Annotated in this window: 12 protein-coding genes; 9 read left to right on the top strand and 3 right to left on the bottom strand. The window is 55.9% G+C overall.

Annotated features, from left to right (window positions below):
- The first annotated feature begins 5 nt into the window (after positions 1–5).
- Both KTH_RS14600 and KTH_RS14595 read left to right on the top strand, forming a co-directional pair.
- A complete protein-coding gene (locus tag KTH_RS14600) occupies positions 6–692 on the top strand; it encodes an NfeD family protein (RefSeq protein ID WP_497619634.1) in 687 nt (228 codons plus the stop codon).
- 89 nt (positions 693–781) lie between these two features.
- Positions 782–1729 (top strand): slipin family protein, encoded by a 948-nt coding sequence (locus KTH_RS14595; protein ID WP_497619632.1) that lies wholly within the window; start codon positions 782–784, stop codon positions 1727–1729.
- 55 nt (positions 1730–1784) lie between these two features.
- Here the strand turns inward: KTH_RS14595 and KTH_RS14590 are convergent, their stop codons facing one another.
- Positions 1785–2453: an orotate phosphoribosyltransferase gene (locus tag KTH_RS14590; protein ID WP_170142974.1), complete on the bottom strand. Its 669-nt coding sequence runs from the start codon at positions 2451–2453 to the stop codon at positions 1785–1787.
- A gap of 767 nt (positions 2454–3220) precedes the next feature.
- Here KTH_RS14590 and KTH_RS14585 point away from each other — a divergent pair.
- Entirely contained in the window at positions 3221–4159 is a 939-nt protein-coding gene (locus KTH_RS14585) for a CHAP domain-containing protein (RefSeq protein ID WP_497619630.1), read from the top strand.
- Between the two features lie 198 nt (positions 4160–4357).
- Here KTH_RS14585 and KTH_RS14580 read toward each other — a convergent pair whose 3' ends face one another.
- On the bottom strand, positions 4358–5200 hold the full coding sequence (locus KTH_RS14580; RefSeq protein WP_497619627.1) for a YwqG family protein: 843 nt from the start codon (positions 5198–5200) through the stop codon (positions 4358–4360).
- Between the two features lie 53 nt (positions 5201–5253).
- Positions 5254–5910, bottom strand: a complete 657-nt coding sequence (locus KTH_RS14575) for a DUF6766 family protein (protein ID WP_497619625.1) — start codon at positions 5908–5910, stop codon at positions 5254–5256.
- 403 nt (positions 5911–6313) lie between these two features.
- Between KTH_RS14575 and KTH_RS14570 the strand changes: the two genes are divergently transcribed.
- The 6 genes from KTH_RS14570 (at position 6314) to melA (ending at position 14137) form a co-directional block, all read left to right on the top strand.
- Positions 6314–7252 carry a DUF1177 domain-containing protein gene (locus KTH_RS14570; RefSeq protein ID WP_497619623.1) on the top strand — a complete coding sequence of 313 codons (939 nt, stop codon included), beginning with the start codon at positions 6314–6316 and terminating at the stop codon, positions 7250–7252.
- A gap of 84 nt (positions 7253–7336) precedes the next feature.
- On the top strand, positions 7337–8884 hold the full coding sequence (locus tag KTH_RS14565) for a PucR family transcriptional regulator (RefSeq protein WP_497619621.1): 1548 nt from the start codon (positions 7337–7339) through the stop codon (positions 8882–8884).
- Between the two features lie 134 nt (positions 8885–9018).
- Positions 9019–9687 carry an AroM family protein gene (locus tag KTH_RS14560; RefSeq protein WP_497619620.1) on the top strand — a complete coding sequence of 223 codons (669 nt, stop codon included), beginning with the start codon at positions 9019–9021 and terminating at the stop codon, positions 9685–9687.
- Between the two features lie 95 nt (positions 9688–9782).
- The gene (locus KTH_RS14555; RefSeq protein ID WP_497619618.1) at positions 9783–11384 is read left to right on the top strand and encodes an OPT/YSL family transporter; all 1602 of its coding nucleotides are present in this window, start codon (positions 9783–9785) and stop codon (positions 11382–11384) included.
- A 335-nt stretch (positions 11385–11719) separates the two neighbouring features.
- Positions 11720–12760 carry a LacI family DNA-binding transcriptional regulator gene (locus tag KTH_RS14550; protein ID WP_497619617.1) on the top strand — a complete coding sequence of 347 codons (1041 nt, stop codon included), beginning with the start codon at positions 11720–11722 and terminating at the stop codon, positions 12758–12760.
- Between the two features lie 72 nt (positions 12761–12832).
- A complete protein-coding gene (melA, locus tag KTH_RS14545; protein ID WP_111325944.1) occupies positions 12833–14137 on the top strand; it encodes an alpha-galactosidase in 1305 nt (434 codons plus the stop codon).
- The last annotated feature ends 79 nt before the right edge of the window (positions 14138–14216 follow it).

The raw sequence follows: 14216 nt of genomic DNA, 5'->3' as shown, positions 1-14216 counted from the left end.
TTCACTTGATCTACACTTTCATACAGGATCCTACGGTGCTCTTCCTGTTGATTCTGGTGGCACTGCTCGGAATATATGCTGAGATTGCCAACCCGGGAACCTTTATCCCGGGGACAATCGGTGTCCTGGCGCTGATTCTCTTTATCATCGGTGCCGTTGCGCTCGGGGTGAACTGGTGGGGCGTTCTTTTCCTGCTGCTGGCTGGCGGCTTGCTGATCGCGGAGGCCAATTTCACCAGTTATGGCCTGCTCTCGCTCGGCGCGGCTATCTCGTTTGTGTTCGGTATTTTGATCCTCTTCAACTCGGGAGGTGTGACGCACATTCAACCGCTGCTGGTGCTGTTTGGGGGGCTCATTTTTGGGGGCCTCGGTCTGAGTCTGGCGCTCTATGCGATGCGTATCCGCAAGCTACCGGTCCGCAGCGGTGTTGAGAGTATGATAGGAGAACAGGTCGTGGCGCTTGGCCCGTTGCGGCCTGAGGGGCGAGTGAAGCATGACGGCGTTATCTGGACCGCAGTGCTGGATACGCCAGAAGTGACTGTCAATGAGGGTTCGGTGCTGGAGATCGTCGCGGTAGAGGGATTGCGTTTACATGTGCGCCCGGTGCTGCTGCAACAACAGATGATGCAGTTTGAGGGAGAGGCCGGGGAACAGGCCCGCGAGGAGCAACCGCGCCGTACCGAATTTGACTGATAGAACAGGTGCAATTCATCATCCGGCATGATGAATGCGATAGATTGAAGCTACGCCATTTCCGGGAACTCATGATAGGAGGCTAGTTCATGGATATATTAGGTGCGTTGTCCCTGATCGTGATAGTGGCGATTGTGCTACTCTTTGTGATCTTTTCAGGGTTGCGCGTTGTGCAGGAATACGAGCGCGGTGTCATTTTTGTGCTTGGTAAGCTGGAGGGAGCGAAAGGTCCCGGTCTCTTCTGGGTCTGGCCGTTCATCTCGCGCATGATTAAGGTTGATCTGCGCGTTGTGACGATTAATGTGCCACCCCAGGAAATCATCACGCGTGATAACGTGACAGTCAAGGTGACTGCGGTCATTTACTTCCATGTTGTCAATCCTGAGTGGGCCGTGACGCGGGTGTTTAACTTTGTGCAGGCAACGACTCAGATCGGCCAGACAACCCTGCGCAATGTGCTCGGTCAATCTGAACTTGATGAGCTGCTGGCGCATCGCAATAAGATTAACCAGGAATTGCAGGCGATTATCGATGAGCGCACCGAAGCCTGGGGCGTGAAAGTGACCGCGGTTGAAATCAAGGATATCGAGTTGCCCTCGACCATGCAGCGGGCGATGGCGAAACAGGCCGAAGCAGAGCGCGAGAAGCGAGCGAAGATCATTCACGCTGAAGGTGAGTTGCAGGCTTCGACGCAGTTGGCCCAGGCTGCCGGTATCATCGGTTCCGAGCCGAACGCCATGCAGTTGCGTTACCTGCAAACGTTAACTGAGATCTCGGTAGAGAAGAATTCAACGATCATCTTCCCGCTGCCTATGGAGCTGGTTACGCCGCTGATGAAGACGCTGAACAAGCTGAGTGGAGCGAGCGAGCAGTCTCAGCCTGAAGAGCCGATGTATGCATTGCGTCCGCAGCAGACCCCGACCGTCAAGCAGGCGCCACCTGTGCAGCAGACGCGCCCGGTTTCGCCGACACAGCAGGCAACGCAGCCGCATCCAGCTATACAGCCACGGCAGGTCCCGCCCTCGCCACGGCAGTGAGCAAGGCATGAAAAAGGGGATGTCTCCTCAAGGAGCATCCCGCTTTTTTTGTCTGCTAGAGCAGGGGCGATGTGTTGTTCTGCCCTTGCTTGCTCCGGAGATATTCCGCGCAGGCGCGATAGGTTTCTTCTGAGATCAAGCCTTTTGACATGTAGTGGTTCAGCATGACATCGAGCTTGAGAATGCTCATCAGGTTATAGCCATGTCGGCGCAAGCGCTCGGCTGCTCCGTGTTCCCGGTCGATCAGGACGATGACATCTTTGACTTTCAGGCCGTTCTCTTCAAGCAGGGAAGCTGTTTCCAGAATGCTGCTGCCCTGAGTCACGAGATCGTCGATAATCAATGCGGTATCGCCGGGAGTAAAGCGTCCCTCAATGCCCCGTTTGCCCGTTCCTTCTGGACGGCTGCGGGCGTAGATCATTGGTGTGCTTGTTTCCAGCGTGTAAGCGGTTGCCAGCAATAGACCCCCAACCGGCACCCCTGCGACAACATTAAATGGCTGAACACGGGAGCGGCGTAGCGATTGGGCGAGGTTGATTTCTTGTTGCATCAGTTTGCTGGCAACACGTAAAGCGGTTGGATGACTGATAAGGACCTTTGGGTTCACAAAAACGGGGGAACTTACGGCGGATTCGCTCACGGTGAAATTCCCGAATTGAACCCCCCCCAGGTCAAACAGTATTTGTGCCAACCAGAGATTGTCCAGGGTTTGCTCTTTCGCCACCTCAGCACTGCGATGCGGACCCCTCGATTCTCTGCTATACAAGGGGGCGCATCGCCTCCTTTCTTTGCTCTCTTTTGAGATAAGGTGAATAAGGATGCATACAGTTCCTCTGTTTCATGCGTAGAAGAGGCTGTTGCATTTGATGAGAAGGATATGCTGTCTCTAGTATAGCATATTTCAGTCCTCAAGGCTATCTGAACGCCCTTTAAGCGCTCCTGGCATGCGTATCTGTTCGGGTTTCAGCATGCACTGGAGGCCCCCCCATTGGTACTGGCTAGCGGGGAAAAAGACCTTCTCCATCTCTCATCGGCAACGCTGATCTGAATCTGAAGCCCTTCCGCAGGTGGGCCGTTGGCTGCCGCTTTTCGGATCTGGAATTCGTCGGGCGGGAAAGCACTTTCATGGCGCAAGGGAGGCTTCTGCTCGCTCTTTCTCTTCAGAAAGCGGTTCTGTCCGTGGTGCTGTTTCTGTCAGGATGACGCTGTTCCCGGTACAGGTTGATATACCATTCGACAACCGCTCGCGCCTGTCGCTCAAGAAGATGTCGGGAAAACTGATGCCCCTCTGCAAATAGCCTCTCTGACCGAGAGCCCGCATATTCTCCTGATTCCCGGTTAAGATCGGGGCTGCTCTCTAGCACCTTAGTCCTATTGCCTCTCTTGACTGCTTGACCGAGCATTTCCAGTCGCTTAAAGTCCAATATGAGTGCTTCCGTTTTTCGGGTGATTGACATATTTGTATATGCATTGCTGTAAAGGGATTTTTGCATGCCACTGTTAAAGAAGAATCAGAATGATGCACCACAGGAAAAGCTTACAAAGCATTTAGATGATTCTGCAATGGAACATGGCGCGGAGGCGACAGAGCAGGTTGAAGCGAAGGGGGAGTACCTCCCCTCGACCGACCTGGCTGCGCCGCCTTTGCCAGAAGCGGAACCTGAGCGCCGCAAGCCGGTTGTGATTAAAGGGACCGGCAAGAAAAGCGGTGGTGCGCTTCCGCCTCCACGCAGGAACCGCTATATTGTTCATATTGCAGTTGTTTCTGTTCTGCTGTTGATTATTGTTGGCGCCCTGGTTGCCGTGCGCACGACTGCTACGGACGCGAAGAATAGCCCGCGTGCGCTGACAAATAGCACGCCACAAACGTTTACGACGAAACGCGGCGATAGCTATGTGCTGCTGCCAGAGCAGGCCGCTACGGTGACGGCGATCGCGCAGATTGCGACGACCGAGCCGGAAATAGTACCAACTGAACCGACGATGCCCGATACGGGCGGCAATACCGGTACCGGTCCGGGAACCGGGACTGATACCGGGAACAATGGTGGGAATACCGGCTCGCCTCCTCCGATGGGCGATTCGTCGGGGAACCATTTCACGCCGGGTTATTGTACATGGTGGGCCGCCCAACGCTATCATGACGTCTATGGCGTCTGGATCCCCTGGCTGGGCGATGCATACCAGTGGGTGAGTGGCGCACAGCAGGCGGGATGGAAGGTCTCTCAGACGCCTGTACCGGGCTCGATTATTGTGCTGATGCAGGGTGCTCAGGGCGCTGATCCGACCTATGGGCACGTGGCGTACGTAGAGAGCGTTTCCGGGAATGTGGCGCACACCAGTAATATGAACTGGGGCGCTGGCAACTGGAACAAAGTCACCTATGTTGACTTCACGGCTGGCCCGGGAGTGTACTTCATTTATCAGTAGGTCGAAATGCTTGGAAGCGTGTGAGATGCGTATATGTGCATCTTGCGCGCTTTCTTTTTGGTCTGACTTGTGTGTGGTCTACAGCGCGCTCATGAAAACGGCCACGCCATTCCTGACCGGTACGCAAAAAGGAGGCGCGAGGGTGGAAAGGTACAGGTGCGAGGCACAGCAGAAGCGCCTTCGCTGTGCCTTGAGCGGTCAGCAACATTGCAGGATCAGGTGCACACGCGAGAAGTCTCGGGCGGCCAGATCGCGCTTGAGAATGTAGAAATATATGGCGCCACAATCTCCCCACATCATTTCTGCGGTAGCGTCGGTGTCGAGCTGGAAGAGGAGCCGCCAGTCTGTAGGCGGGCCCTGATAGTCGGTGTCGCGGACACACTCTTGCAGGAGATCGCCCTGTATTTGATAGGGATGACCGAGAAGCTGGTGTCGCGGTGCTTCATGCTCCTCGTGATCAAGGTATGTGATGAGCTCCTCATAGGCACCTGCAGCCTGCTGAAGCTTTTCGGGCTGCTCGGGATAGAAGAAGGCTTCCATTGGCAGGCCAATACATGCCAGCTCCGACGATTCGGGTGGGGGCAGTGTCACGCTGCTGGTATAGGTGAGCGCACATGGGGGAAAGCAAAGTGACGGTTCTTCGGTAGGAGTGGCGCGGTACAGCCCGGCGGACGAGGGATAGGAGAGCACGCGAAAGCGCTCAGGAGGGATGGGATATTCGTTGTGAGAGGGATCATAGAAGAAAGCCAGCATGCCGTGATGTGGCAGTTCGTGAGTGGGATCGCAGGGGGCGAGGTCTGCAAGGCGAATCTGGGCCAGAAACGGGAGTGGATGCCCATTCCAGGTAGGCCAGGGTGTGTCTGATGGGAGATCTGGATTCCCTCCGATTTTTGAGGCTCCGAGCGGTAGTTCCGCCTCATCTGCGACGCGTCGGGACGTGAGGCGGATTGTGTTCCAGAGCAGCGATCTGATTCCGGTGGCAAAGTCGGCCAGCTCGCTCCGTTGAAGAAGCTGCTGTAGCCGGGCATCGTCTTTGTGCATAGCAGTTTCCTCCTTTTTGCATCCTCTTTCTTGACGACAAGTCAAAAAGCGGGTCAGTCACCGGTCGCATCGTTGGGGCTGGCGACAGGCTTGGATTCAGGTGAGCCCTTCTGACGCAGAAAGATTGAGAGGATGATGAAGACGCCCATCGCCAGAAACTCGCTTTGCCAGTTTTGTAAGGACTCGAACCAGAAGCGCGGCGTCAGGAAGTAGGAGAGCAACGGGATGCAGGTCTCTCCGTGGTTCATCTGGTCCTGGCAGTAGGCCTTTGAGCCGCCAAGCAGGTGCAGCACAAAGGAGAGGACAAAGAGGCCAAGCAAGGCTATTGAGAGCGAGTTCTGATAGAAGAAAAGGGCGATGCCGCCACGCTGCACGGGTCGGGGCGCATCAGGTCCGGGTGGCTCGGGTTGTTTGTTTGCTTGATCGGGATCCTTTGATTCTGATGATCCTCTTTGATACAGGAAAGCGGTCAGGATCACGTAGAAGCCAAGTTGCAGAAATTCGCTTTCCCAGTTCTCAAAGACAGCCTCAATAAAGTCGCCGCTGGAGAGGTAGCTGATGTAGCTGATCGGGGGCTGACGGTGGCTTTCCTGTTCTTCAAGGAAGTTCTGGTAGCCTGCGATACTCTGCCCGATCAGGAAGACGAGAAAGAAGCCAAACATCGCCAGCGAGAGGCCATTTTTATACAGTATATGCTGAAATCGCTTCATTGCGTCATGTCTCCTTTTGGGGAGAATTACGTATCCCCCTGTAATCTGTACACGGGAGCGTGGTCCTCCGGGATGTAGGGCTGCGTTATGCCGTTTCCTGTAGCCACGTTTGGCGAATCGCGGTATATTACTAGAGGGTTGGGTCTGGTGGTCTGCTCCGTTGAGGTTTTGAGAGGTTCTACAGGGATAGCATGCCTGAAGGGCATCTGGGTGGGCGAATTTGTGCGGCTGCACAAACGTGGTTGCGGAGGTTTGTTTCTGTTGCCATAGAACTCATACGCAAATCACTGTATTCTATACAAAATTTAGAGGAGCAAAAGAACGTATTCACGTCGCTTTCGTGCCTTGTTCCCGGGAAAAGGGATCTCCTGTAGCGCCCGCTTGTTTCTAGATAGGAGAAGATATGTCACTGAAACAGACAATCGATATATTTGAACTTCTTGATGATAGCGCCGTCTCTGGCCAGAAAGTAAAAGCATTCCTCGAAGCGCATGGCGCGTCGGATGTGACAGTCAGCACTGTGCAGGGTGAAAAGGGCTCTACCGACTTTATCAAGATTGTGGTCCCTGGCAGCAAGGGGAAATCGCGTGGCGGCGACGCGCCAACTCTGGGCATTATCGGGCGTCTCGGAGGGATTGGAGCGCGTCCTGAGCGTATCGGGCTGGTCTCTGATGGTGATGGCGCAATCGCGGCGCTGGCCTCGGCTCTCAAGCTGATTGAGATGCAGACTAAAGGGGATGTGTTGCCCGGCGATGTAATCATCACCACACATATTTGTCCGCATGCACCGACGCGCCCACATCATCCCGTTGCCTTTATGGACTCTCCGGTTGACATCCTGACGATGAATCGCCATGAAGTGACGGACGAGATGGACGCCGTGCTGTCAATCGATACGACGAAGGGAAACCGCGTCTTTAACCATCGTGGAATTGCTATTTCTCCTACCGTGAAAGAGGGCTATATCCTGAAATTTAGTGATGATCTGGTGAACCTGTTGGAAATGAGTACAGGGCGGCCCGCGCACACGTTTGCGATCTCGATGCAGGATATCACGCCGTATGGCAACGGTGTCTATCATATCAACAGTATTTTACAGCCCGCCGTGGCGACCAAAGCGCCGGTGGTCGGCATTGCCATTACTGCTGAGACCGCTGTTCCCGGGTGCGCAACCGGTGCCAGCCATGAGGTAGATATTGCGCTGGCGGTTAAGTTCGCGGTTGAGGTCGCGAAGGCATTCGGGGCGGGGCAGTGCCAGTTCTACGACGCGGATGAGGTTGCACGGCTCCAGCAGCTCTATGGCTCGATGGTGCATCTTCAGACATTGGGGAACAAATCCTGACCTCTTGCATTGAGTGAGTAGCTGGCATCCACGGGAGGGCACGCTTGCCCTCCCCCTTTTCATACCGGGAAGGAGGCGAAGCGCATGGATCAGGCAGCGCTGACCGTTGAGGAGCTGTTAGCGCTTCCCGTTTTGCAGCGAGCGCAGGTAATCAGCGGCGCGAATGGGCTACAGAATGAGATTCGCTATGTCGATGTGATGGAGATCCCTGACCTGACCGGCTGGCTGCGCCCTCACGAACTGGTGCTGACGACCGGTTACGCCTTTCTGGACAATCCCTATGCACTCAGCACCCTGCTGGACGAAATGCATAAAGTTGGCGGGGCCGCGATCGGCGTCAAACAGCAGCGTTTCGGCTATCGAGTGAGCGAGGAGGCACAGCAGAAAAGCGATGAGTATGCTATCCCGATTCTCGATATCCCGGCAGAATTGACGACGATCGATATTACGCACTCGATCATGGAGAAGATCTTGAACCGCCAGTTTGTGGTGTTGAGCAAGGCGCGAGACGTCAATAGTGAGTTTATGAAGCTGATCCTGCATCGACGCAGCGCCGAGATTGTGACCATGCTCGGGAATCTGCTGCATTGCGAGGTGGCGGTGCTCGATACTCATCGCACGGTGCTGAACGCCACGCCCGGCTTTCGTGAGGAGCAGGTGGCGGTGCTGAGGCCCATTCGGAGCGGCAATCTGGTTTCTGGTTACCTGGCGCTTTCCGCTGAGCCCGCGCCCGACGATCTGTTCGCTCAGATGTGCCTTGAGCAGGCGCTAACGGTGCTGGCGCTCGAATTTACGATTCAGGAAGCGGCGCTCTATCGGCGGGAACATGCCAGAGAGGAGTTTCTGCTTGAGCTGCTGACTGGTGTTACGCGGCCTGAGGAGGCGCTGCATGTGCGGGCACAACGCCTGCACTTCCCACGAGGCGCAGCGCTGTTTGTGCTGGTGGTGCAGCCGCGCTACGCTCCCGACACACCGGAAGAGTATCGGGAAGACTTGCAGGCACAAATTCGCCTGGCGCTGACCGATAGCCTGGGCGGGCGAAGCAACGGGCAGCGACATCTGATAACGATGCTCGGTGAAAACTTTGTGGTGCTCGCGGCGGCCTCGCAGGCGGATGTGCAGGAGAGGGCGAAGCGTCTGGCCGAACAGATGGACGCGTATCTCAAACAGGAATTGCCCGGGATTCGGTTTGTGCTCGGGATTGGAAGCCCGGTCGACCAGCTCTCCTTGCTGGCTCGCAGCTATACGCAGGCATTGCACGCGGTTGAAGCCGGGCAGAAGGTGCTGCCGGAGCGTCAGATCATTCACTACAGGGATGTCTATATTGAGGATATGCTGCTCAGTATCGGGCAGCATCCGGCGTTAGTACAGTTGTATACGACGTTGCTGCAACCGCTGTATCACTACGATATGCGGAACGGAACGGAGCTCTGTAAGACCCTGGAAGCCGTGATCCGGCATGGAGGGAACACGCGCAAGGTAGCGGAGGAGCTCTTTGTCCATCGGAACTCAGTCAACTATCGCCTGGAGCGCGTTCGCGAGATACTCGACGTTGATATTCTGGAACCGGAGACGAGGACGCGCCTGGACCTGCTTTTCCGGGCCTGGAAATTGCAGCTATTGCCACCCTAGCGCTATCAGATATTTTTGAACACAGGTTATTGTATCGGGCCGATGTTGTCCCCTGGACGCTTGTATTTTGTCTTCTGCCCCACCGCGCGGGCGCATAGTCCTGCCCACTCAAGGCAGGCGTGAGGAGGTCTCACATGAGAAAAATTGGCACGATAACGATAGGACAGGCTCCCCGTGTCGATGTTGTTCCTGAACTGCGGCACTGGCTCGATGCCGATTGCGAGATTGTGGAGAAAGGGGCGCTGGATGGTCTGAGCGCCGCCGAGATTGCCGCGCTGGCTCCACGCTCGACAGATGAGGATGTGTTGGTGACGCGGCTGGTTGATGGCTCGTCGGTGACGATTACGCATGAAGGCGTGATGCCCTTGATGCACCAGCGGATCAGCGAGCTGGAAACGCAGGTCTCGACGATTCTGCTGCTGTGCACTGGCACGTTTCCGGAACTGGAAGCGCGTGTGCCGCTCCTGGTGCCCGAGAAGCTCCTGTATAGCTTTGTGCGGGGGATCGCGACCCCGGACATGACGCTCGGTGTGCTGACGCCCTCTGAGCAGCAGGTCCCCTATCAGCAGAAGCGCTGGCAGCAGGTGGTGAAGCACGTCAATGCGCGTGCTGCCTCGCCATATGCCGCAATTGACGATGTGATCGCCGCAGGGAGCGCCCTGGGGAGACAGGGCGTTGATGCAATTGTGCTGGATTGTATCGGGTATACGCTTGAAATGAAGCGACGCATTCAGGAACAGGTGTCATGTCCGGTGATCCTCTCGCGGGCTGTTCTTGCTCGCTTTGCTGCCGAATTATTGTAAGTAGAGGACTATTTCCCTGAGATCGTATACACGTCATCTCTGTTGTCGGCCCTCATCTGACCTGCTCGGGTGGCGTGAAAGGAGTAGACAGTATTATGGCAGTTCCTCCCCAACAGGAAAAGCACCATCCCAGACTATTTGAGCCTGCCTCACTGATTATGAACATTGTGGTGGGTTTGCTCGGGGCAATTATTGGTATTCAAATCATTGTGACGCTTGGCGTGACGCCGAATACCGCGATTATTGGTGCGCTGATCGCGATTCTGGTTTCGCGTATCCCGCTGCAATTCTTTGCGAAGTTCCGGTCGGTGCATCGGCAAAATCTGATGCAGACATCGATATCAGGGGCAACGTTCGGGGCGGCAAACGCGCTCTTGATGCCGATTGGTATCCCCTATTTGTTCGGGCGTGCTGACCTGGTCTGGCCGACACTGATTGGTGTCACGATTGCAATGGTTATAGATGCAGTCATCCTGTTCCTGATGTTTGACACCCGGGTCTTTCCCGCGTCGAACGCCTGGCCGGCGGGCGTCGCGACGGCGGAAGCGATTATTGCGGGCGATAAGGGTGGCAAGCGTGGGCTGCTGCTGATCGCCGGGACAGTGCTAGGCGTGGTCGGGTCACTTTTTGGCGTTTCAATGTCGGCCTTTGGCGTCGCTTTTATCGGGAATATCTGGGCGCTGGCTATGTTTGGCATCGGCCTGCTTGTGAAGGGCTATGACAAAGTGCTCTTCGGCATGAACATCGATTCGCTGTATATTCCGCATGGCATTATGATTGGTGCCGGAATCGTTGCGCTGATACAGGTGATCTGGCTCCTGGTGCGGAACCGCAAGAAAGACGACGTGGAGACAGAAGGGAATGGGATCCCGCTGACACGCACGTCAAAGGATGTGGAAAAAGCGGTCAGTTGGGGCTTTGTTGCGTTCATCGTTTGTGCGGTTGTACTGGCGATTGGAACCGGCCTGTATACACAGATGTCGGTGCCGATGCTGCTTGGCTGGATCGTCTTTGCGGCGCTGGTGGCCTTTGCACATGAGTTGATCGTGGGTCTGTCGGCGATGCATGCGGGCTGGTTTCCGGCGTTTGCGGTGGCGCTGATCTCGTTGATGGTTGGTATGCTGTTTGGTTTTCCGCCCGTCGCGCTGGCGGTGCTGGTGGCCTTCGCAGCCTCGACTGGTCCGGCCTTCGCGGATATGGGCTATGACTTCAAAACCGGCTGGATTCTGCGGGAGAACGAGAGCCGGGCGTTTGAGCTGGAGGGACGACGACAGCAGTTTCTGGCGACGCTGGTCGGCTTTGTGACGGCAGTTGTGATGGTGGCCGTGATGTCCCCATCGTACTTTAAAGGTGGCCTGATCCCGCCTGTCGACAAGGTGTATGTGGCGACGATTCAAGCGGGGCTGACCAGTGGTAATACTGCGCTCTATCTGATGCTCTGGGCGATCCCTGGCGCTATTATTCAGTTGATCGGTGGGCCCAGGCGCCAGATCGGGATCTTGCTGGCAACCGGCTTGCTGATTAACAATCCGCTGGCTGGCTGGGCGGTGATCGCGGGTTTGGTTATTCGCTTGATTGTGCTGAAGATCTATGGCAAGAAGGCAGAAGGTCCGATGAGCATTCTGGCGGCTGGCTGTATCGCTGGCGATGCGCTCTATAGCTTCTTTAGCTCGATCTGGAAGATGGGCACAAAATAGGGTCACCCAGACAGCTACCTGGAAGTTCCCCCGAGGTCTCCCGAAAGCGCTTTCGGGAGATCTTTTTTTACGGCTATGTACACGTGTACACAAAGAGGGGAGATGAGGGCTCAGCAGTGCTATGCCGAACTGCTTCGGGTGGGGATGGATCGGCTTCTGAGGCTCTACTATAGCCGGTGAGATAGGTACCGAGATAGCGGAGTCAGGAAGATGGACGAGGGACGAACGGGCAGGGTTTTTGCTTGAGAGAAACCTTGACATTCGCGCGTAGAGATGCCATACTACCGGTATAGCGTGTGTACACGTGTACATGGTTCGAGGGAGGAAGGCGTGTCATGGCGACAAGTGAAGAAGTAGCGCGGCTGGCCGGGGTCTCGCGTGCGACCGTTTCGCGGGTGCTCAATGGCTCACCACGGATCAGCGAGGAGGCCAGACGGCGTGTGTATGAGGCTATTGAGGCGCTTGGCTATGAGCCTGATATTGTGGCACAAAGTCTGGTGCGGCAGCGGTCCCGTACGCTCGCGCTCGGGCTCTTTGATGAGTCGAACGGGCTCTCACTGACACAGCTCGGGTTGACGGCCCATTACTTCTACATCGACATGCTGAGATATATTGAGCAAGAGGCGATGGCCCAGGGCTATGATTTGCTGCTTCCTTCACGGCCAAAAGGAACGTATCCAGAGAATTATATTCGGAGCCTGCGTACAAGGCGGGTTGCCGGGGCAGTCATGCTGGCTGTAGGGGTTGAGGACCCGCGGGTTCATGCGCTGTTACAGGCCGGAATCCCGACCGTGTTTCTGGATACGATGGGCCTGGGAAGCTCTGCCGTGTATGTGCGTTCGGATCACCTGGATGGAGCGAGACAGGTGACGGAGCATCTTCTTTCTCTCGGACATCGGCGAATTGCATTTCTGCCCGGTCCAGCCGGGAATATGGTAGCGATGGAACGGCTGCTCGGCGGTCAGCAGGCGATGGCCCGGGCGGGCATTGCGGTTGATCCCGGTCTGATTTTCTCGTCTGGCTGGAACGTTGAGGAGGCGTATCAGGCGGTTTGTCATCTGCTAGAGCAGCGAAGAGACTGGACGGCGCTTGTCGCGGGAAGCGATCTGATGGCGCTCGGCGCTTTGCGGGCGCTGCATGAGCGTGGTCTGCGCGTGCCGGACGATGTTTCGCTGACAGGCTTTGATGATGTGGTGCTCAGCCAGTATATGACGCCGCCGCTGACCACGGTGCGTCAGGATCGCGCCAGAATGGGAAAAGAGGCTGTGCAACGGCTGGTGGCGCTGATTGAGGGCAAGGAGCACGTGGCGCCGTTGATTGTGCCGACGCAACTTGTGGTTCGCGCTTCCACCGCACCGGTGCGCCCACAGGTATAACCAGGAGCTCAGTGGGGAGCTTACCTGATGACATTTCAACTGGTCATCAATTGAACAGGAGGTTCAAAGTCCATGCCGAAAGTGACCATTATGGGTGCCGGGAGTACCGTGTTTGCCCGGCAGATTATGACTGATATTTTGTGTCTTGAGGGGTTGGATGAAGGCACATTTGCGCTGGTAGATATTGATGCCGAGCGTCTGGAACTGGCTCATCAGATCGCGGACAAGCTGGTTGCCTTGAGCGGGAAGAACTGGACCGTGACTGCCTCGACGAATCGGCGCGCGGTGATGGGCGGAAGCGATTTTATCGTGAATGCCATCGAAGTCGCCGGAATGGCAAATGTGCGACATGATTTTGATATCCCGATGAAATATGGCATCAATCAGTGTATCGGCGATACCATCGGCCCGGGAGGTATCTTCAAGGCGCTGCGGACCGGTCCGGCATGGCTTGATATCCTGCATGACGCGGAAGAACTTTGCCCCAATGCGCTGGTGCTCAACTATACGAACCCGATGTCGATTCTGACGCTGGTTGCACTGACGGGAACCACGATGCAAACGGTTGGACTCTGCCATAGCGTGCAGGGGACGTCAAAGCAGCTTGCCGACTACCTGGAAATCCCGTACGAGGAGATGAAGTTCAAGTGTGCCGGTCTGAACCATAACGCCTGGTTTACGGAGCTGTCCTATCAGGGTGAAGATATGTATCCCCGACTGCGTGAGCGGGCGAAGGTTCCCGAAGTCTACGAGAAGGATCCGGTGCGCTTTGAGATGATGCTGTATTTTGGAGCGTTTGTGACCGAGAGTAGCGGGCACTTCTCCGAGTATGTGCCGTACTTCCGCAAGCGCCCCGAACTGATCGAGCGCTATTGCCGTAAGGGGTATCTGGGTGAAACCGGTTTCTATGCGAATAACTGGCCAACCTGGCGCAAGCAGAATGAGGAATCGATCCGCGAGATGCTTGAGGGCAAGAAAGAGATTCCGTTCAAGCGCAGCCATGAATACGCATCTGCCATTATTGAAGGCGTGGTGAAGAACAAGCCAACCGTGATCTATGGCAATGTGCGCAATCACGGATTGATTGACAATCTCCCGGATGGCTGTGTTGAAGTGGCCTGTCTGATCGATCGCAATGGTATCCAGCCCTGTCATTTCGGGCCGCTCCCCGAGCAGCTTGCCGCGTTAAACCGCAGCCATATGGCCGTGCACACGCTGATGGCCGATGCACTGCTGAACCGAAACAAAGAGGCGGCTCGTTACGCGTTGATGCTTGATCCGTTGACGGCGGCGGTCTGCTCTCCGGCAGAGATCAGCGCCCTGTTTGACGAGATGTGGAGTGCACAGCGCGAGTATCTCCAGCCATTTGAGGCATAAAGGGGAAGTGACGTTCAGGTTTTATTCCTTTCCCGCCTCAACTTGCAACGGTGGCCGATGCTGAATGGATGTTCAGTGT

This window comes from Thermosporothrix sp. COM3 (assembly GCF_059696735.1).
This window is presented reverse-complemented; position numbering and strand designations above follow the sequence as displayed.